Origin of the sequence: Pseudomonas sp. PNPG3, from assembly GCF_023093815.1 — a bacterium.
Classification (GTDB): domain Bacteria; phylum Pseudomonadota; class Gammaproteobacteria; order Pseudomonadales; family Pseudomonadaceae; genus Aquipseudomonas; species Aquipseudomonas asiatica.
The window spans coordinates 1-18,547 of the sequence record NZ_JALLKV010000080.1; the positions used below are offsets into that span (position 1 = coordinate 1).

The following is an 18,547-nucleotide window of genomic DNA, read 5'->3' on the forward strand; positions in this document are numbered from 1 at the left end:
CGATTGGTGTCCGGGGATTTTGCCAAATCAGGAAGTCTTTTTCAGGATTTCCCTAATTTTGTGAGTGGGAGAAATTGATGAGGGATCGCAGTTAAGCGGACACCGTCGAGGCTAGGTCAACACACTACGGAATGCCGTTGCGTAGTTTTCTTCCTAGCAATCCTGTCAAAGACGTCCTGGTAGATCTGACGATCAGCCAATGAAAACAGCAGCATCTCCACCTCATGAATATGGTTGGTGTCATTCCAGAGCTGCATGCTAACGCCTCTTACTAGCTTCAGATACGACACGTAGGTATCGTGATCTGGAAGAAAATGACGCGCCTTCAAGCTTTTGGGATCACTGGGCTCACCCGATTTCAGGCATTGAGAAGCAGTGTCGTGACGTCCAGCATCCGCAATCTAGTATTCCTGCCCTCTGGCATCGGAAAGATCGGATGCCCGATGCCCTGGAGGTAATTGATAGCGTTCAGCGAGTTCGCCACACGAGCATCGTAGATACATGCCCATTCGGAGCAGACGATCGATGCCCATTTCGACCAGCTGCTGATGCGCTCGAAGGACGGCTTGAAGTCCAGCGGCATCAGCTTCTGTCCTTGATACTCAGCGAACAGCTCCAGCGTCTCGGATACTTTGGAAAAGCGTGTTATGCCTCCCCATTTTTTGATGAAATAGGTCGCTATGTCCCCATGCACGGTGATGCAGGCGGTAGACCGCACACGTGAGCGAAGGCCTTCCTTAAGCTCAAGGGTTTTCTGGAACCAATCCTGGCCCGCAAAGGAAATTCCGAAGAGCTTGGCAGCGTGCGCATCATCAAATTTCCAATCGTAAAGGGACGGCAAAAGATCCTTCTTGTCTCGCAGGTACTCTGCTACAGCGCTTTCCATACTCCATTCTCTTATGGGCTTTCGTTCCACCGTACGAAACAGGCAGAGCCCGCTTTATCTTCCGCTGGCATCGAAATATGTTGAGCAGGGGATGTCAATCTTAGAGTGAATACCAGAGCCGGCCAACCTTAAATTTGGGTACGTCAAGTCTTAAGCTCACTCATTTCTGAGTCTCCTGCTGCGACATTGTATTTTTTGAATTTACAGGGTTAGCATTCGAAAAATATACAGGGCTGTGATGCATGTCACAGAAAGTCGCTCATTTTTTGATCGTCGCCAGGTTTATTGTTCGGATCGCGCCTTTTGAGCCCATCGCCTCGATTGCTGGATGAGGAAGGTCAGCCTGTCATTTTGAGGCATTTTTCGTGACCACGTCCGGAAGCTCGCAATGGCAGCAAATGGGATTGCTGAAGACCGAAAGGGCGCGCTGAATAGACGCGGTGAAGGTGAACTGGTGTTCGGCGTTCACAAGTTCTGGCAGCGGGAGATACTCCCGCTGCATCACGGACGTCAAGAGGGGGGAGTGGCGGGAGGAAGTCCCGCAATGTAGTGCAGTGCTTCCAAATTCATGCTCAAACCGAGTATGAAACAGGATCGCCATCCGTTGAGGGAGCGGTCGGATGCCTCCTCAACCCTCTGCCAGCGCTGCAAGACCCTGATCACAGCATTGATGTCAGTCGGGTCATCAAAATAAGCATAGGGGTCGAGAAGTATTGAGCCCCATAGGTCGCGGATTTCTCTGTGGAAACCTGCTGGAACGATAATGTTGTCGATGTGCCACTTTGCAGTTACCAGCTCAGCGCCTGTGACATCATAAGGGACAGCATTGACCTCTGGTGCCTTCCAGGGAGGCGAGATCACGATGAGCATGATTCTGCGCTCTGCGAAGGCATCGAAATAAGGGTGAATTGGGCGCTCGCCGTCAAGCGTACCTCTGGTGAGGTTACCTCTCTTCGTATTGCAGTTGAAACACGCAGGCACCAGATTCTTGGAGTAGAAAGAAAACTCTGCATAAAAGCTTTTGGGCAAGTAATGATCCAGAGTGCCAACACCTCGCCCCCCGCACACCGGACAGGCGCCCGCCAGCGAATATCTTAATTGCTCTATAAAACCCAACGCCAAGGGTGGGCTTGTGTAGAGATGTTGCAAATGGGCTTTCTTATCCTCAAATCGCAGATCGATATCAACCAGCCACGGATTACCACAGCCTCGATCGTATTCCGCAAACCGGTCTCTCATAGCCGGCATGTGCGCCACGATGGCTTGCGCATTATCGGACTTTGAAGCCTCAAGAAGCTGCAGGTTTTCAATGTCATCTACGGCAGGCAGCGGGATTTTACGCATTTTCTCTATCCATTTTTTTATGGAGCAGCATCAATGCTTCAGTACTTAGCTCCCCCGAATACTTTTGCAAGGCCTCGGTAAATGTGCTGCTCTGATTTTTGGCATGAACGAGAAGCTCCTCATAAAGGTGGGTGGGAAGATCGTCGCCAAACACTTCGTTAGAAATGGACGCTACGTTGGCTCCCAGGGTCTGGAGGCGAGGGTGGCTCACCTTTATTAACCCCTCGGACTCCCACATGACATGCACTTGAGCACTTTGAACTTCGCGAACTACGAATGGTGAGTGAGTGGCTATTATTGCAATAGATTGAGTTGCCTCTAGGATTTTGTTGAGCGTTCGCATGAACCTTGAAATAAGATTCGGGTGCAAAAAGTTTTCAGGCTCATCAATAATAAAGGCGGAAGAAGGGCCGGCGTTTGCAAGTGCTATCAGGCAAAAGTTAATAAACGACTGCTGCCCCAAACTCAGGGCTCGTTCGGTACCGCGCTCGTCGACAAATTTAATTGGACGGGCGTGATCAATCTGTGCGATCTGTTCCAGTTGGCTGAATTCTCCGCCCTTCATCCAATCTTCAAAATTGGCATGACCGTCCCGCTTGTTAGAACTGGGCTCGTTATTGTTAGGAGGGCCGATCGGAATATAGAGCTGTAAATTTGGGAATTCAGCAGCGAGGACTTCTCGGAAAATGTCCAATGATTTGTACATCGGGCCAAGGCTGCGGGCAACATCGACCAACAGCTGTGTCATAGGCACCGAGTCGTATTTTTTGGGGGTAGCGGGGTTGAACGTGAATATCCGGGCTCTACCCATGCCTGCTTCTGAGGCAGGGGTAAACTGGCGGCGTGATGAGGTGTGAATGAAGGCCAGAACCTGGTTAAGATCTGGGCGATTAGTGATTTCTACGCTCTTGTTTTTTGTGTCCGCCAGCCCGCGTGCCAGTTTTGCAAGGGATGCAGTTTTACCAGACCCGTTTTGGCCGATTATGACTGAAATTCTCCCTCGGAAGAAATTCGACTTGTCAAAAAGAAAGTTGAAAGTAACGTTTGGCCCTTTTCCGATTAAGGCTGCACTGAAAGTCTGCCGTGCGTCCGCTGCCTTGATACTTAACCCTTGGATAATTCTCTTTGCCCGACGGAACGCGAAATAAGCTTCGCTTGATCTGATGAAGCCCAAAGAAAATTCTGACGAAGACGTGAAACCGCGCCAGGGAGCGTGGAACGCCGTCGCCACAGCAATGTCCTGAACGGCTGTTAATAGCTCTCTTGCTCGCTTGGCGCCGAAGATGATGTGCAGTATATTGTAAGATTTACTGTCAGACAACAGCGTTCTGAATGGGACTTTAAGTGATCGTGCGTCTACCGATTCAGGGCTTTGTACTATGTTGTTGAAGAACTCAATTAAATTGCGGAACCCTTGAACGGCACAGTGGCCGTTAAAGGTTTCGAAATAGCCATCTTTAGTCCTAAACGAAATTGAACAACCCATTCCAAACATGGAGTCGTTCCGTCCCCCTTGCTTAGGGATGATGTAGATGTCCGGATGACTTAAGTCAACACTCGCTTGGTTTTGATAAGCGAAACGAACGGTGACATGTTGCATCGGTGCTGGGTGTTTAGTCTTCATGCTGTTCGGTGTTGATCGCTCGATGATCGTTTCGGCTACGTAGCTGATTGCTAGCGGCGCACAGTTGTGTTGTGGCCAAATGATATCATGAGCATTGATGCCTCAACTGCCCAATTTCTCGCTCAGGCGCAATCTGCACGTTCTGATCAGTGGCGCAGGGCATGGAGGGTAGAGGTAATGGGCTTAACCAATTCCAGAGTACAAGCCGACTACAGCTTCCTGATTAACTTCGTTCAGCAGGCATTAGCGGCTTAAACAGCGAGACGAAGCGGCCTGCTGGCCTGACACCAGATGGTCGTTTTACTTGGCTACTTACAGTCACTTTTATGAATCCAAGCTGCGTATGCCGATATCAAGGTTTCGGGCAAGCTGGGTAGGTTCCCTTCGGCCCCTGCGATGGCAGAAGCGCTTTTGAACCATTCAGCAAGCCAGGTGATTAGCCGAAGGCGTGAGGTAGGGCATTGCATTACCTGACTTTCCAGAGCATCGGCCAGGCGACCGAGCTGTTCGATGCTGTCGTCTAGGCGCTGGATTTGGTCTGTCATAGCTCTGTCCTCGATTCGGTAACCTTCAAGCGTGCCCTCGATGAGGGAGACCTGCTTTGGGCAAGCTTGCGTTCGCGGGCCGCTTCCCAGTCCTCACTCTTGTCATCGTCTGATGAGGTCTTGCATGACATGCCTCTTCCAGGAGGGCGAGCCCCGATGGTTCGTAAACGCCAATGAGCAATTGAGTGTCATCGCGACGCGACAGTCATGCTTGGTTGTCCAAGTGTGCTCCGCTGCTGAGTATCTTCTCGTGCGTGTGGTGTTGCATCTCCGTATCTGCCCAACTCCAAACCGCCTGCCCCCGATAACGCATCCCTTGCTCCAGCCAAATCTCCACAGGAAAGCCCACACCGTTTCGTCTAGTACAGGGCTTTGGAGGTTAAGATGCTTTCAAGCGTGACGGTGCAGCCGCCTTCAGTCTAGCTCTTGTGAACCCAGCCCAGCTCCCCCTAAGCGCTTTGCCTTTGAACCTCCGATCCACACGCCCGCGTGCTCCGCTTTTATAGACCGTGTGTGGTGCGGTAGCTGCTACGGTGAGGCTCAGTGGTCGTCCCCTACTGGCTTGGCTCTGACTACCAAGGCCTTCAAGGGAGTTAACCATCCGTTGCTAGCCACGAGATGAGCGGCTAGAGTGTTGCAAGATTCGGTTATGATTCATATAGCATTCATTTGCGGATACCCTGTCTGCTTCCATCCGCGTTTTGGCGGGGCCTGGATTCCAGTTCTGAGGTCATTGCTTTGAAGAGGCGACATCGCAGGCATGAAGCTGCTCATCTATTCCGACTTGCATAATGAGTTCACGCCGTTTGAGCCTCCGGCTCATGACGTGGATGTGGTGATCCTGGCCGGCGATATTTCGACCAAGGACAGAGGCGTGAAATGGGCCAATGAAGCGTTCAAGTGCCCGGTGATTTACACGCCTGGCAATCACGAGTTTTACCGGGGCCACCTGGATCGAACGCTAGTGAAGATGCGCGAGTCGGCGGCAGAACATGTGTACGTATTGGACAACCAATCCCTGATCCTTGGCGAAACCAGGTTTCTGGTCTCAACCGGCTGGACAGATTTTACGGCTACCGGCGACTACCAAGCTGCCATGAGGGTGTGTGCGGAATGGATGAATGATTTCAAATACATCCGCATAGGCGAGGGTTACCGCAAACTGCGTCCTGCAGACCTCATTGCTCGTAACATCACCGCGCGGAAATTTTTGGTCACAGAGCTCGCCAAAGGATTTGAGGGGCGCACCATCGTGGTCACGCATCACTGCCCGCTCCGAGAGTTAGCAGGCGATGGTCATGAAGGGCATTTGGGGGCCGCCTATTTCAATGAGTGGCATGACCTGATTACCGAGGCTGACGCCTGGATCTTCGGCCACACTCATCATGCGGTCGACACAGTCATTTCGGGCTGCCGTGTCCTCTCAAATCCGCGTGGTTATCCGGGCGAGCGCACGGGTTTTTACTCGGACTTCATCATTGAGGTTTGACGGGATGCCCCAGCAGGTGCAGGCATATGAGCCTGCCATCGGCCCATCCCTGCACCCAAGAGCAGAACAATGAGCTCGGGTAGGACTAGTGCTTGACCGGCGACCGGAGTTTCTGAGGTGTAGAGAACGGCAGCTGGAGGTTCGCGTTAAGCGTTGGCTCTGCACACATCTTGGCCTCGCTTGTCGCGTGTAAATCCAGTTACAAGCTGTGCCACTGTCTGGCTATCATGAGGCGATTGCCTGGGCTAGGATTGGCCCGCTGCAGCGTCATCTAAAACGGCAGGCCTGAGTTCCCAGGTCGCTGAGCGTGGTCAGTCTGAAGGGATTCGTGTCGTGAAGCTCAAGTACATTCGCGTCTGTGGTTTCCAGTCGTTTGGCGTGAAGCCGGTGACGATTGATCTGGAGAGTCTTACCTTTCTCATCGGGCCAAACGGTTCTGGCAAGACCGCAACGCTGCAGGCGCTATGCCGCCTGTTTTCATTTGACCCCAATCAACGGCGACTCCGTCGATCCGACTTCTTCGTGCCGCATGACGAGGAAGATGTGCCGGCTGAGCGAGCGCTCTGGATTGAAGCGGACTTCCATTTTCCCGAGCTGACTGACGGCGGAAATGAGCACCCGACCATCCCTTGTCACTTCGGCCACATGCGCCTTGACGACCTTGATGGAGTGCCACGAGTCAGGTATCGCCTGGACGCCTCTATCGGCCTTGAGGACGAGATTGAGCAGAGTTTGCGTTATGTCCTGGATGTCGACGAGAGCGGCATCCCTATTGAGACGGTGCCCGTCCCGCGAGATGAGCGGACGCAGATTCAGGTGCATTACCTGCCGGCACGCCGAGATCCCGCTGAGCACATCACCTATGGCGCGAATGCGTTGTTGGGCCGTTTGCTCCGTGCGGTGAACTGGACAGACCAGCGCGAGAAGATCAGCCAGTTGACCACCGATATCTCGCAGAGCCTGCGTGATAATCGCTCGGTGGTCAGCCTTGGTGCCGGCATCACCAACGCCTGGAAGGCGTTGCACAAAGGGAAGTTTTTCAAAGATCCAAGCTTGACCTTCGTCGCAACCGAGATCGAGTCGTTGCTCCGGCATTTGTCGGTGTCTTTCACGCCCGGGCACGGTGAGCAGCAGGTCGATTTTTCGAGGTTGAGTGACGGCCAGAAATCGATGCTGTACCTAACACTGGTGCTGTCCTCCCAAGCTATCGGGCGCTCTGTACTTGGCGGCGATGACGAGTCGTTTGACATTGAAAAGCTGAGACCTGCCGTCTTTACGATCATTGCCCTGGAAGAGCCTGAAAACAGTCTCTCACCGCACTACCTCGGACGCATCGTGTCTTCGCTGAAGACGCTGGTGGGTGACCCTCATGCGTTCGACGCGCAAGCGTTGATCGCCACGCATGCACCTTCAATGCTGCGACGTGTTGAGCCGACCGATATTCGTTATCTGAGGCTCGATGACGCGCGGTGCACCGTGGTCTCAACCATTACGATGCCGCCAGACACCAAGGGCGAGTCATACAAGTTCGTGAGGGAGGCCGTGCAGGCATTCCCTGAGCTGTATTTCTCTCGTCTGGTGATCCTGGGAGAGGGTGACAGTGAGGAGATCGTGCTCCCGCGCCTGCTGGCCGCCAAAAGGCTGATGGTTGATGAGGCAGCGGTGACTATCGCTCCACTCGGTGGGCGACACGTCAACCACTTCTGGCGCCTGTTGAGCGGGCTGAACATTCCTTATGTGACGCTGTTGGATCTTGATGTCGGTCGGCATGGGGGCGGATGGGGACGTATCAAATACGTCGCGACCGAACTGATGAAGCACCGCCCCACTGTGGCGTACCTAACGGAAGATCAAGTCTCCAAATTACCCAAATGGGACAACCCTACATACCCTCTGCTGGATGTGGAAAAGAACCCGCAGTACAAGAATTACGTGCAGGATCTAGAACCGTTGGGCGTGTTTTTCTCATCACCGATGGATCTGGATTTCTCAATGCTAGTGGCCTTTCCCAAGGCGTTCGGCCTCTCACCAACGGACTTGGCATTGCCGAAGGTCAACCAGGTGAAATCGGTGCTCGGGGAGAGCTGCTTCAAGCCAACCCAATACACGCCATTGCAACGCAAGCATTTCATTGCGTATCACAAGCTGTTCAAGTTGGACAGTAAGCCCAAGTCCCATTTGGAAGCGCTTTCAAAGCTCACGGACGAGGAGCTTCTCAAAGCGATGCCGGCCTCCCTGTCGCGCTTGGTTGACCATGTGATCATGCGAGTCGAGGCGCTTCACGAATGATAAAGCCTGAGGAGTGGCGGTCGTCTGAGGGCATCGTGCTGGAGCCCAATGCTGAAATGACCGTGCGGGAGTTTCAAAGGTGTGTGGCGTTGACGGCAGGCCCAGGTTCCGGGAAATCTGAGTTGCTGGCACAGCGGGCGGACTTTCTGTTGACGACAGGTGCCTGCCGCTATCCCAAGCGAATCTTGGCTATCGCCTTCAAGGTAGATGCGAGTAACAACCTGCGTGAACGGGTGTTCAGCCGATGTGGGGCGGATTACGCAGGTCGCTTCGATAGCTATACCTTTCATGCGTTCGCCAAGCGGATTGTTGATCGATTTCGACCCGTGCTGACAGGTGAGGATGCGCTGAATGTCGGCTACAAATTGGTCGTGAAAGGGAAGGCGCACCCCGAGCAGACGGAATTCTCGGCACTGATTCCTTTGGCGATCAAGATCCTTGATGCCTATCCGTTGGCGGTCACGGCCATCCGGCAAACCTACAGTGATGTGTTCCTCGATGAGTTTCAGGACTGCACGGATGAGCAGTACGCACTGCTGCACCGACTGTTTGCCGGATCAGGACGCCGTGTGACGGCTGTAGGGGATGAAAAGCAGAAAATCATGGGATGGGCAGGGGCCTTGGACGGAGTGTTCGGACGTTTTGAGCACGACTTCTCGGCCTTGCACCTCAACATCTATCGCAACTTCAGGTCTCAACCGCAGCTTCTCCGGCTTCAGAGCGAGATCGTAAAAGTCCTTGACCCTGGCTCAGAGATGCCACCGGATATGCTCACCGGGGACGGTGGGGAAGTCCACGTACAGGCTTACCAGAGCTGCGAGGATGAGGCGTTAAGTTTGGCTGGGCAAATAGTCACTTGGATCAATGCCGATGGCATAGCGCCGGCCAGCATCGCAATCCTGGTGCGTAATCAACCGGAAGCGTACACGGTGAGACTGGCGGCAGCCTTGGACAGTTGGGGGATCGGTTACCGGAACGAAAGCCAGCTTCAAGACATCGCGACAGAGCCGATGGCATTGGTCGTGGTTGATTACCTGCTGTGCGTGTATGGCGTACGAGAGCCCATGGCCTGGACTCGCTTGATGCGACGTCTGATTCCTTCGGAAGATGATGCGGATGGAGCGCTACGTACGAATTGGGGTCGATTCATCAAAGAGGCTCGCAAGTTAGCGGCATCAGATCTCGCCTCGAAGTGCTATGACCAGCGCTGGGCGTTGTTGAAAGAGTTTCTGTCGATGGTCGGCGTCAGTCTGCTGACTGGACTTTCGCATGATTATGAATCGAGGGAGCGACTCAAAGAGGTGATTCGCGATGTGAAAAAGTACATCGACGAGGCCCTGGCCAGAGAGCCTGACCTGCTCAAAGCGTTGGCGCAGCTGTCCGATGATCAATCGATCCGGATACTTACGGTACACAAGAGCAAGGGGTTGGAGTTTGACACCGTGGTGCTATTAGGCGTGGAAGATCAAGCGTACTGGGGCAGGGATCAGCGAGAGGTGCGTTGCACGTTCTTCGTTGGCGTTTCCAGGGCAGTGAGACGTTTGGTGGTGACCACGACAGAGCATCGCGCCAACCTGCTTAACCTGAGCACCTGGCGGGAGCAGCGAACCGGGCATCGAGAATTTCTCGACTATGTCTGCCGCTGGCAGAATTGCCCGAAAACACCTGGAGAGCTGTGCGGCCCTGAGCATTGATATGCGCATCCGTATAGCGCCAATGGATTTCTCTCTATCTAGTCGTTGTCATCGCGGAGCGGTGCCTCTAGGGCCCCGACGGGGGCAAGTCGAGGGCTTACTGCTCCCGTCTCAATATGTTCAGCCGTCTCCGTCTGCGTAGGGCCAGGCTTTTTCTGCTCTGCCATGGGCAGAGTGAACAGCAGCATGGGCTCATATCCATGGCTTCGCTGGGCGCTTCGATCCGTCCAATAAAGGACTGGATCTCCTTCCTCTAAGCATTCCAACCCAGGCCGGCTGGTGAAGCGGGCAACATTTCAGGGTGACCCCTTTTATTGCACGCACAGCCCTTAGCCCAGCGCGACTAATTAGCCTTGTTGCGGATTCCGGCTATACGCCTTATATTATTCATAGGCGGATCAAGGGTTTGCCCGACTCGCTGTACGGTTGCCCCCGCTGGTTAGCGGGCATGGCAGTGGCCGGCGGAGTGTGGGTACAGATGTGAGCGAACCAATTTTCGGCTTAAACGAATCCAGAGAATCTTAAATGAGCAGGGAGCCGGTGGACGCCTACGCGAGCTACATGATCAAGACGTTTGGCGCGACGCGAGAAAACAGTCGTTTCTTTCGGTTGCCCAGGGTCATTCAGCGCGCAAAGGACGCGATCCCTGATGACTCGATTGTTGGATTTTTGGCCTGTGCCTTAGAGCGGGGAGGGCGGATGACCGGATTGATGTTTTGTGATCACCGGCATGATTTCCCGGAGGGGCTTCCTTCCCATACGCCGCCTATCGCACGTCGATCTCAGCAGGCCGGCTACCTAGTCATTGAGGCGAACACGGGAGGGCTCTACGTGGTTGCTCATTGGTACTACCAAAACGGCGAGCTGGGCCCTTTCTACGCGCTGCAGTGATCTAGATTCGAAGCAGCGTTCACTTAAAGCTGGGTGATGAACATTGCTTTTGGGCGTGCCCCTTGCTGGCCCCGCCGCCGATGAGGCAGCACAGGATGTGCTCCGGAACATGATGATCAGGCACCTGCTCAACCGGTTGAAGCAGGGCAGAACGTAAGAGGAAGCAGAGACTGTGATGAGTGAGCGAAGCGCAAAAGCATTCGGCAAGCCAACCGCGCGCAAGATGCAGAGCGCAAGCGCTGGGGTGGAATGGTGAACGAGCTGTTGGAAGATGTGTTTTACGGGGCTGCGCGCATGCTGATGGGATCTGGTCTTGCGGATGAGCCGTTGTTAGCCGCGGTACGGGATGAGTTTGCAGATCAGGAGTACTGCGTGGTGCGAGAGTGGTTAATTCTGGACGTCATGGTAAGTGAGCGTGACCAGGCGCTCATCGAAGCCAGGAATTTACAACCGGTCTTGCTCTACGCCCAGCGCGTGTTGTTTGACACCCGAGGTACAAGGCAGGGGGGTGTCCTGCTTACGGGTTTCCTCAGGAAGTACGAAGACTGCTTTTTTGAAGCGGAGGAAATGGTGTACGTGCTGGGTGGGCGTGGAGCCCGCAAGCATATATCAATGCCGGCGCTTAGGGCGTTATCGAAAATGTGCCGCGTGCTTCGCATGAGCCCGAGCCAGCGCGGCTGCTGGCCCTTGTTGCAAACATAAGTTACAGGTGATGGAGCAGATTTGCGGTGGGAACGGCGTTAGCCAGCATGAGCATTCGCGCCGATCGATTACACACTTGAGCGAAAGGAGTACGGATGTGCTCCCAAGCGCATCGCGTTTCGCTTTTTGATTACCTGAGCCGCAGTCTGCAACGCTTTCTGGTGATTAGCAGTAGGACTAAACAGATCATGAGTGAAGATCTTTTCTGTCACGATATCGGTGCCTTCCCCCCCTCGCGGCAGCCTTCATCTGGCAGTCTAAAGTCCCCAGGTGCTGTCCGACACTGACTTTAGATTTTCGATAACGCCTGATCACTGTGCCCGGAGGTCAGTCTCCCGGACAGATTTGTACAGTGTTGCCAGAACCCGTTGGCCAAGTTGGTGCCATTCAGCATTTCAGCCATGTGTATGTCCGTGATGTGCATGTTCTGCCAACTCTCTGTCTGTCCTCCTTAGCGCTTAGAAAGCTTTCGTCGTTGCGCCGGGGTGACCTGCGGTGGTAAACGGTACGACAAAGTGCCCAATTGCTGGTGAACCTTTATCAGGTGCGGCTCTACACTATCCACCAGCATGCCTGGTCATCGAATCGCGGGATCAACCCATGCAACAGGTACCCCCTGACGAAACAATTCGTGCTGCCTTGCAGAAGTCGCACGCCCGGCTTCACCGGCAGCATGGGATCGTCGTTGAATACGGTGTCATGTCGCTCAAATCGACAGACCTTGATGCGCTGCTCACTCAAGCCTGCACTGCTGTGGCGAAGGGTATGGAAACGCGGTTTGCCAAGGTGCTGACGCCGATTCCTGAAAGCGATGATTTCCTACTGTCCCACGGCGTCGGTTGGGACGACTCGGATATCGGTCACGCCACGGTAGGTGGCGATGTGGCCAGCCCTGCTGGCTACGCCATTGCTACGTACAGGCCTGTCTTGTCGAACCATCTGGGTCAGGAGTTCCGTTTTCGGACACCTGAACTGCTGAAGAAATACGGTATCGAGCGTGCGATCAATGTGCCGATTCGAGGCATTCTGGGGCCGTTTGGTGTCCTGGAAGCGGACAGCAGTGATGGCGATGACTTCATTGAGAGCGATCTGGTTTTCCTTGAGGGGATTTCCAACGTCATCTCGATGGCGGTAGAGCGCTTGAGTGAGTTGGCCAATGTGCCACCTGTCAATCCCTATTCGGAAAGCATGCTCAACGCCAGCCCGGACTGCGTCAAGATCCTAACCGCTAATGGCGAAATTGAGTTCATGAATGACGCCGGCATATGCCTCATGCAAATTGGTCATCTTGCACAGGTACGTGGCTTGTCGTGGTTGCAGTTGTGGCCGGACGAGTCTAAAGGGCTTGTTCAGAACGCCGTGACTAAAGGTACAAACGGGGAGTCCATACGCTTCGAGGCGTATTGCCCCACGGCTAACGCCGAGCCGAAATGGTGGGATGTCACCGTGGCACCTATCCTGGGCACGGATGGCAACGTGGATAAACTGATCGCAGTTTCCCGAGATATTACCGAGCGACATAGCTACGAAGCTCAATTGTTGTCCCTGATCGAAGCTCAGAACAGTCGCCAGACCACCACCGACCTGCACCTGGAAGAGATCCATCATCGGGTCAAGAACAGCCTTCACCTGGTCAATACGCTGCTCCTTCTACAGGCCAACCTGACACCGGATGAGGCGGTAAGGCTCCAACTGCAGGCGGCGGCGGGGCGGGTGGTCACGATCGCTAGTGTTCATGAGCGGCTTTATCAAAGCGCTGGTACGCAAGATGTGCGAGCTTCGGATTACCTAGCGGCACTGCTAAGTGATCTAAGCAAGGCGTTGTCTGATCGAAGAATCATTCTCAATGCTGACAACTTCATTCTGCCGCCAGAGAGAATGGCACCGCTTGGTCTGGTCATTTCGGAACTGATCACCAACTCTCTGAAATATGGAGTGGGGACAATTACGGTCAGCGTGAAGGGTATTGAAGATCACGCCCTGATTACGGTAGTAGATGAAGGGGACGGCTTCCCTGAATCGTACCCCAAGCCGAGCGGCACGGGCCTAGGGATGCGCTTGATCAAGAGCTATTCCGGGTATGGTGGGACAGCGATCACGGTCGACCGCAAAGAAAAGCACAGCACCATTCACGTGCGGTTCAAGCTTTAGAGAGGGGCCGGCACGTGGAAATTCTGGTGATCAGTTTCGCTCTCACCAAAACCGCGTGCACGTCGTCGGCCTTGTAGCTGAAGATCGGAAAGTGTTTCGGGTAGTCTTTTTACGCGTCAGGCACTTTCATTTTTTCAGGGTGACAATTCCCTCTCGTCTCAGCACCTCAACGTTTGTTGGTTTTACCTGAGTTTGGTTGAGCTCAGGAATCGAGATCCAGCGACACTCAACTTTTTCGCGTGCAGGGTGGGGCTCCCTGGAGCGGGGTACAACAATCCGGTACAACCAGTGCTCTTCCGTTTCAAGCACATGATGGCCCAGGAACTGAGCTTCGCTGAGCGATAAGCCGTTTCCTCGTCCAATTGACGGCGAGCAGCCTCAATCTGGGTCTGACCCGGATCGATTTTTCCTCCTGGCAGTGACCATTCGGTTGACTCCTTTCGTACAAGCAACACCTCGTCAGCTTGAAGGCAGATGACCGTGGAATGGAGTTCTCTCGATTGGTTCATGATGCTTCCTCCGTTTGACGGAAGGCCATACAAATGCGCCAAAGTTCATACGAAAACTCGACGGTTGGAAGCAACGGTTGTCAGCCGTCGGAATGATCCAAGCGTACTGGCAATTGGACTGCGTGGGGTTTGGCCTGGACTATCGTGTGATTTAAACCTGCCTAATACTAAAGTCGTAGGAGAGCGGTATGCGCATACGCGGTGACATTTTTTGGGATTGGGCTGACCCAACGCTTCACCACCGCACTCATGCTGAGATGCTCGATGACGGCACGATGGTAGATGTTCAAGTACGTCTGTCGCGAACAGGCAACACGCAGATGTTCATAGGCGTATACGCGAAGAGCGGAATGGTTCTGCATGAGGAGGCGTTTGACTCAAGGCAAGGTGAGTCTATGACGCGATCACTGGTTTTGGGCATTGGCCGAGCGAGATGGCTGGCCAAGGATGAACTGCCTAATCGCTCATTAGCCAACGCACGGTCGGTGTAAGCCGTCGTCGTTAGATTCGATGGTGAGTGGGCGACCGTGGCGAAGGATTTAGGACGCAGGTCGATCCCTTTTGAGTAAGGCAGTGCATCCATAGCGCTTGGCCGTGAACCGAGCTTAGCGGTTGTTCTCAGTCCTAATGCCTTCCTCCTGTGCCCGAGGCCTCGGTGATGTCACTCTGTTGGACGTCGGGCTTTGGCCCAGTGATGTGCCTTCTCCTACTACCTTGGTGAGCAGCATTGATCGACCCTTGTTGATCAACACGCTGACGCGTTGGCAGGCATGGGCGATCGAGAGGTGGGGCGCTCCACTCCCCATCATCATGCGGATCCGCGAGTGATCCAGCGACGATGAAAACAGCCGGCAGGCGCCAGTTCGCAGGTACGAATTCACTTCAGCAATCCGAATGCGCAGCAGCGCAGTGAGCTGCCCTCAGCGTAGCAGGCTCAGGGGGGAGGTTCAGTTGCGTAGGTTGACACATCGAAAAATCTGCATAGAATTCGAAGTTGACATATTTCAGTTTTTGCAGAATTTGAGGATGGCTTGATGATCGTTAACCAACACCCCAGTCAATTCGAACCTCGTCTGCTCCCTGAGTATGTCGATAGGTTTTGCCAAGAGGTCGCTTCGGTGGCGTATAGCGCTCTCGAAGATGCCAGTGGTCAGTACGACACACCCTACACGCGGGGTACGCTGCTTTTTGGCCGTCAACAAGGCCTGTGCAAGACCTTGGCCGCGGACAAGACCATGCCCTGGCTTCAGCTTCGCAATGCAACTCTGGACTTCACGGTCTCGCTGAACGGGGTATTGCTTCAAATTGTCACCGACGACCCCTTCGCCATCAAGAAGGCTCATCGCACCAGGCCCAACCCGATCGAGCTGCATCAGCTCTCGATTTTTGAAGTCTCCCCAGAGGTCTGCACGTGGCGCGTGTACGTGTCGAGCACATACGATTTGGAATTTCCGAAGATCAACGTAGCCATGGTGGGCTTTGATGCCAGCCACGACGTCGTTTGCATTTGGAAACATGAGCAAAACAATGGCGTCTCGGTCAGGGCCATGGAGCAGCACCAACCTGTTGACGTGCCGGAGGCGAAAGTCATGCGTAAGCCGAAAGGCGCAGATGCGGACAACTCCGGTGCCAAGACACCTGATAATGATGAACAGTGATAATGGATGACAGAACAGGCCAGCTCTCTTTTGAGAATGAGTTTTCTCCAGAGAAGCTTCGATTGGCTCGATGCGCTGCGGGACTTTCCCTCGCAGAACTGGGCGTGCTGCTGGGCGTCAGCCGACAATACGCCCATAAGCTTGAAATCAACGCGGTTCCAAACAGAACGCAGCTGGAGCTAATTACGAAAGCGCTCGGGGTGACGGAGGCTTTTCTTTCCAGTCCAAGGCGTGGCTCCGTCGAGCTGGAGCAGTGTCATTTTCGCAGCCTTCGCTCGTCCACTCAGACGGTAAAAAAAAGCATTGCCTCCCAGGTCGAGCTTTTTGAAATGCTCCTCACCGAGCTTGAGAAGGAGGTGGATTTTCCGAAGGTCGGCTTCGATCCCTTTGAGGAACCCATTACGGGTGATGATGTGATCGAAAGAGCCGCAGAAGGTTTCCGCCGCCAGCTTTCGGTTGGGATCGGCCCGATTGCCAACATCACGCGGCTACTCGAAAGTGCGGGTGTACTCGTGGTCAGCCTGGCGGATGCAGATGATCGCGTGGATGCCTTTTCACTGTTCAACAAACGCCCTCTGATCGTTCGAAATACTGCCAAGGAGAATCCATGCCGGCAACGTTTCGATCTGGCGCATGAGCTTGGTCATCTTGTGATGCATCAAGGCATTGAGACGGGCTGCAGAGAAACAGAGGCTCAGGCAAACCAGTTCGCCAGTGCCTTGTTGATGCCGCGGGCGAGTTTTGGTGGTGAGTTTCCACCGATGCGAGGCCAGTACCTGAATTGGTCGGCCTTGGGAGAGCTCAAGATGCGATGGAAAGTGAGCTTCAAGGCCATTATCTATCGTGCGCAGAGTTTGAACCTGATCACCCAGGATCAGGCCAGGTCGGGGTTCACCTACCTCAATCGTAACGGCTTCACCAAGCGTGAGGAGCTGGATGAGCGCATTGAGATGGAGTGCCCTACGCTCGTTCAGAAAGCCATTGATCTCATGGATCATGCCAGTTGGCGTTTGATCCTGAAGGATTCAGGGCTTACTGATTCGCTGGTCACCGACCGTTTCATGCTCAAAGTACCTGCGGCTCCCCTGTCTTTGGTGAAATGAAGGGCTGTGCTGTCTCGTTAACCTGATGTCCGTTCGAAGTGGTTGAGGTATACGAGGCCAAAATAAGACTTGGAGAGCTTAGGCGGTCTAGTGAGATTACTGCTATGAGCAGTGTGGCAAGCAAGTGCTCGATGATGCGGTTATCAATCGAGCGCGTTGCTCATAGCGCCGACCTAAGCACTGTCTTTCCTCCACATGTCATTTACCGTCGACGTGCTCATCCCTAAGCGATCGGCGGTTTCTTTCTGCGTGAAACCTGCGGCCTTATGCCTAAGTACCTCGGCGAGCTTGTCCGCGTTTTGGGGAGTTCCTCGTGGTCTTGATACCAGCTCTCCGTTGACGATCTGGTCACCAAGCATTTCCATTCCGCCTGATTTCTCAAACTGGACGAGTTCCTGCTTCAAGCGAGATAGCAAAGCAGAGGTAGGCTGATCGTCCTGCGTAGCCAGGGTAAGTGCCAGCAGGGTAAGGGGGCTGACCTCTAGTGCACTGCTCAGCGCCTGCAGTTTGTCCAAGGTAGGGGCAGACTCGCCCTTTTCCAGTCGGCCTACATATGGGCGGCTTGTGGAGCGGGCGACCATTTCCTGGGAAAGCTCTTTGCTGCTGCGTATCGCCCTGAGCGCTGCCGCAAACGCTACTTTGATGTCCATCTATTCGCCGCCCAAAGGCGAGTATGTAGCCATGTTGCGTGATACGGCTCTACACCGTATAGTTTTCAATTCCGGATTACCCCGTTGTGGATGGAGGCGCCTGGTACAGGGCCAGCCAGCGGACAGGACGCTCGCTGGGTGTTCAGTTGGGGTCGTCAATGAATCAATTTACGGCTAAATCGAGTTGGATGCTAATCGAAGTGGCATCGCGCGGTGTCGAGCCTCCTGCGATCAATGTTGAACAAACGCCAAGGCTAGCGCTAAGCATGAAGCTCCTCGTTTATTCCGATCTACATAACGAGTTCGACCCATTCTCCCCACCGATGGTCAATGCTGATGTGGTGATTTTGGCAGGAGACATCTCTACGCGGGTTAAGGGCGTCGAGTGGGCGAACGAGGCGTTCAACTGCCTGTGTCTCTACGTTGCGGGTAACCATGAATTTTATGGCGGCCATCTTGACCGTACCTTGGAGAAGATGAAGGCGGTTGCTGCACCCCACACGCGTGTGCTGGAGAACGAGGTGTTCGTTCACGGCAATGTTCGGTTTATCGGGACGACCGGTTGGACGGACTTCACCAGCAGCGGTGACCAGCTACTTGCCATAGGGATTGTGAGCGATTCCATGAATGACTTTCGCAAGATCCGTACAGAAGATCATCGCCGAATCAGGCCGGATGATCTGGTCAAGCGTAACCACATAGCGCGTGACTGGTTGGAGGCTCAGCTCAGCACTCCTTTCGGTGGGAAGACTGTGGTGATCACCCATCATGCGCCGATGGTGGAAGTTACGGGCCAGAGGAATGACGGCCATGTGATGTCGGCCTTTGCCAATCAATGGCGTGGCTTGGTACTGCAGGCTGACGTGTGGGTATTCGGCCACACCCACAAGGCTGTAGACGCACAGGTGGGCTCCACTCGCGTCGTTTCCAATCCTCGTGGTTACCCAAACGAATCCACTGAATCGCCCCGGGTTTCGTGGAGGCCTCAACTCTTGAGAAGATGAGGCCATGA

The 18,547-nt window shown here is 54.1% G+C and carries 15 protein-coding genes; 10 read left to right on the top strand and 5 right to left on the bottom strand.

What is annotated here, in order from left to right; all coding sequences use genetic code 11:
- Positions 1-358: 358 nt before the first annotated feature.
- The 3 genes from MJ643_RS28575 to MJ643_RS28585 form a co-directional block, all read right to left on the bottom strand.
- Complete coding sequence (locus MJ643_RS28575) at positions 359-886, bottom strand: hypothetical protein (protein ID WP_196304899.1); 528 nt, start codon at positions 884-886, stop codon at positions 359-361.
- Between the two features lie 510 nt (positions 887-1,396).
- Positions 1,397-2,230 carry a hypothetical protein gene (locus MJ643_RS28580; protein WP_049870842.1) on the bottom strand — a complete coding sequence of 278 codons (834 nt, stop codon included), beginning with the start codon at positions 2,228-2,230 and terminating at the stop codon, positions 1,397-1,399.
- Entirely contained in the window at positions 2,223-3,854 is a 1,632-nt protein-coding gene (locus tag MJ643_RS28585; RefSeq protein WP_080963482.1) for an AAA family ATPase, read from the bottom strand. Before MJ643_RS28585 ends, MJ643_RS28580 begins: the two co-directional genes overlap by 8 nt.
- Before the next feature lie 1,305 nt (positions 3,855-5,159).
- Here MJ643_RS28585 and MJ643_RS28590 point away from each other — a divergent pair.
- The 6 genes from MJ643_RS28590 (at position 5,160) to MJ643_RS28615 (ending at position 13,615) form a co-directional block, all read left to right on the top strand.
- Positions 5,160-5,888, top strand: a complete 729-nt coding sequence (locus tag MJ643_RS28590) for a metallophosphoesterase (RefSeq protein ID WP_038410314.1) — start codon at positions 5,160-5,162, stop codon at positions 5,886-5,888.
- Between the two features lie 333 nt (positions 5,889-6,221).
- The gene (locus MJ643_RS28595) at positions 6,222-8,177 is read left to right on the top strand and encodes an AAA family ATPase (protein WP_038410315.1); all 1,956 of its coding nucleotides are present in this window, start codon (positions 6,222-6,224) and stop codon (positions 8,175-8,177) included.
- On the top strand, positions 8,174-9,871 hold the full coding sequence (locus MJ643_RS28600) for an ATP-dependent helicase (protein ID WP_038410316.1): 1,698 nt from the start codon (positions 8,174-8,176) through the stop codon (positions 9,869-9,871). Before MJ643_RS28595 ends, MJ643_RS28600 begins: the two co-directional genes overlap by 4 nt.
- A gap of 525 nt (positions 9,872-10,396) precedes the next feature.
- Entirely contained in the window at positions 10,397-10,762 is a 366-nt protein-coding gene (locus tag MJ643_RS28605) for a hypothetical protein (protein ID WP_038410317.1), read from the top strand.
- A 252-nt stretch (positions 10,763-11,014) separates the two neighbouring features.
- Positions 11,015-11,464 (top strand): hypothetical protein, encoded by a 450-nt coding sequence (locus tag MJ643_RS28610; RefSeq protein WP_144241802.1) that lies wholly within the window; start codon positions 11,015-11,017, stop codon positions 11,462-11,464.
- 600 nt (positions 11,465-12,064) lie between these two features.
- Complete coding sequence (locus MJ643_RS28615; protein ID WP_038410318.1) at positions 12,065-13,615, top strand: histidine kinase dimerization/phosphoacceptor domain -containing protein; 1,551 nt, start codon at positions 12,065-12,067, stop codon at positions 13,613-13,615.
- Between the two features lie 182 nt (positions 13,616-13,797).
- Here the strand turns inward: MJ643_RS28615 and MJ643_RS28620 are convergent, their stop codons facing one another.
- Positions 13,798-14,124: an NUDIX domain-containing protein gene (locus tag MJ643_RS28620; RefSeq protein ID WP_321029171.1), complete on the bottom strand. Its 327-nt coding sequence runs from the start codon at positions 14,122-14,124 to the stop codon at positions 13,798-13,800.
- A 188-nt stretch (positions 14,125-14,312) separates the two neighbouring features.
- Between MJ643_RS28620 and MJ643_RS28625 the strand changes: the two genes are divergently transcribed.
- The 3 genes from MJ643_RS28625 to MJ643_RS28635 all read left to right on the top strand — a co-directional run bounded on the left by MJ643_RS28625 (position 14,313) and on the right by MJ643_RS28635 (position 16,885).
- On the top strand, positions 14,313-14,615 hold the full coding sequence (locus tag MJ643_RS28625) for a hypothetical protein (protein ID WP_038410319.1): 303 nt from the start codon (positions 14,313-14,315) through the stop codon (positions 14,613-14,615).
- A gap of 543 nt (positions 14,616-15,158) precedes the next feature.
- On the top strand, positions 15,159-15,782 hold the full coding sequence (locus tag MJ643_RS28630; protein WP_038410320.1) for a hypothetical protein: 624 nt from the start codon (positions 15,159-15,161) through the stop codon (positions 15,780-15,782).
- A gap of 2 nt (positions 15,783-15,784) precedes the next feature.
- Positions 15,785-16,885, top strand: coding sequence for an XRE family transcriptional regulator (locus MJ643_RS28635; RefSeq protein ID WP_038410321.1), 1,101 nt, complete (start codon positions 15,785-15,787; stop codon positions 16,883-16,885).
- Between the two features lie 173 nt (positions 16,886-17,058).
- On the opposite strand, the gene MJ643_RS28640 is transcribed toward MJ643_RS28635, so the two are convergent.
- A complete protein-coding gene (locus tag MJ643_RS28640) occupies positions 17,059-17,535 on the bottom strand; it encodes a helix-turn-helix domain-containing protein (RefSeq protein WP_038410322.1) in 477 nt (158 codons plus the stop codon).
- 266 nt (positions 17,536-17,801) lie between these two features.
- On the opposite strand from MJ643_RS28640, the gene MJ643_RS28645 reads away from it, so the two are divergent.
- On the top strand, positions 17,802-18,539 hold the full coding sequence (locus tag MJ643_RS28645; RefSeq protein WP_247727187.1) for a metallophosphoesterase: 738 nt from the start codon (positions 17,802-17,804) through the stop codon (positions 18,537-18,539).
- The last annotated feature ends 8 nt before the right edge of the window (positions 18,540-18,547 follow it).

Excerpts from the sequence above, each read along its gene's own strand:
- MJ643_RS28630 (WP_038410320.1), top strand. The coding sequence starts at position 15,159 with ATGATCGTTAACCAACACCCCAGTCAATTCGAACCTCGTCTGCTCCCT.
- MJ643_RS28575 (WP_196304899.1), bottom strand. The coding sequence starts at position 886 with ATGGAAAGCGCTGTAGCAGAGTACCTGCGAGACAAGAAGGATCTTTTG.
- MJ643_RS28605 (WP_038410317.1), top strand. The coding sequence starts at position 10,397 with ATGAGCAGGGAGCCGGTGGACGCCTACGCGAGCTACATGATCAAGACG.
- MJ643_RS28600 (WP_038410316.1), top strand. The coding sequence starts at position 8,174 with ATGATAAAGCCTGAGGAGTGGCGGTCGTCTGAGGGCATCGTGCTGGAG.
- MJ643_RS28625 (WP_038410319.1), top strand. The coding sequence starts at position 14,313 with ATGCGCATACGCGGTGACATTTTTTGGGATTGGGCTGACCCAACGCTT.
- MJ643_RS28620 (WP_321029171.1), bottom strand. The coding sequence starts at position 14,124 with ATGAACCAATCGAGAGAACTCCATTCCACGGTCATCTGCCTTCAAGCT.
- MJ643_RS28590 (WP_038410314.1), top strand. The coding sequence starts at position 5,160 with ATGAAGCTGCTCATCTATTCCGACTTGCATAATGAGTTCACGCCGTTT.
- MJ643_RS28640 (WP_038410322.1), bottom strand. The coding sequence starts at position 17,535 with ATGGACATCAAAGTAGCGTTTGCGGCAGCGCTCAGGGCGATACGCAGC.
- MJ643_RS28580 (WP_049870842.1), bottom strand. The coding sequence starts at position 2,230 with ATGCGTAAAATCCCGCTGCCTGCCGTAGATGACATTGAAAACCTGCAG.
- MJ643_RS28645 (WP_247727187.1), top strand. The coding sequence starts at position 17,802 with ATGAAGCTCCTCGTTTATTCCGATCTACATAACGAGTTCGACCCATTC.
- MJ643_RS28615 (WP_038410318.1), top strand. The coding sequence starts at position 12,065 with ATGCAACAGGTACCCCCTGACGAAACAATTCGTGCTGCCTTGCAGAAG.
- MJ643_RS28635 (WP_038410321.1), top strand. The coding sequence starts at position 15,785 with ATGGATGACAGAACAGGCCAGCTCTCTTTTGAGAATGAGTTTTCTCCA.
- MJ643_RS28585 (WP_080963482.1), bottom strand. The coding sequence starts at position 3,854 with ATGAAGACTAAACACCCAGCACCGATGCAACATGTCACCGTTCGTTTC.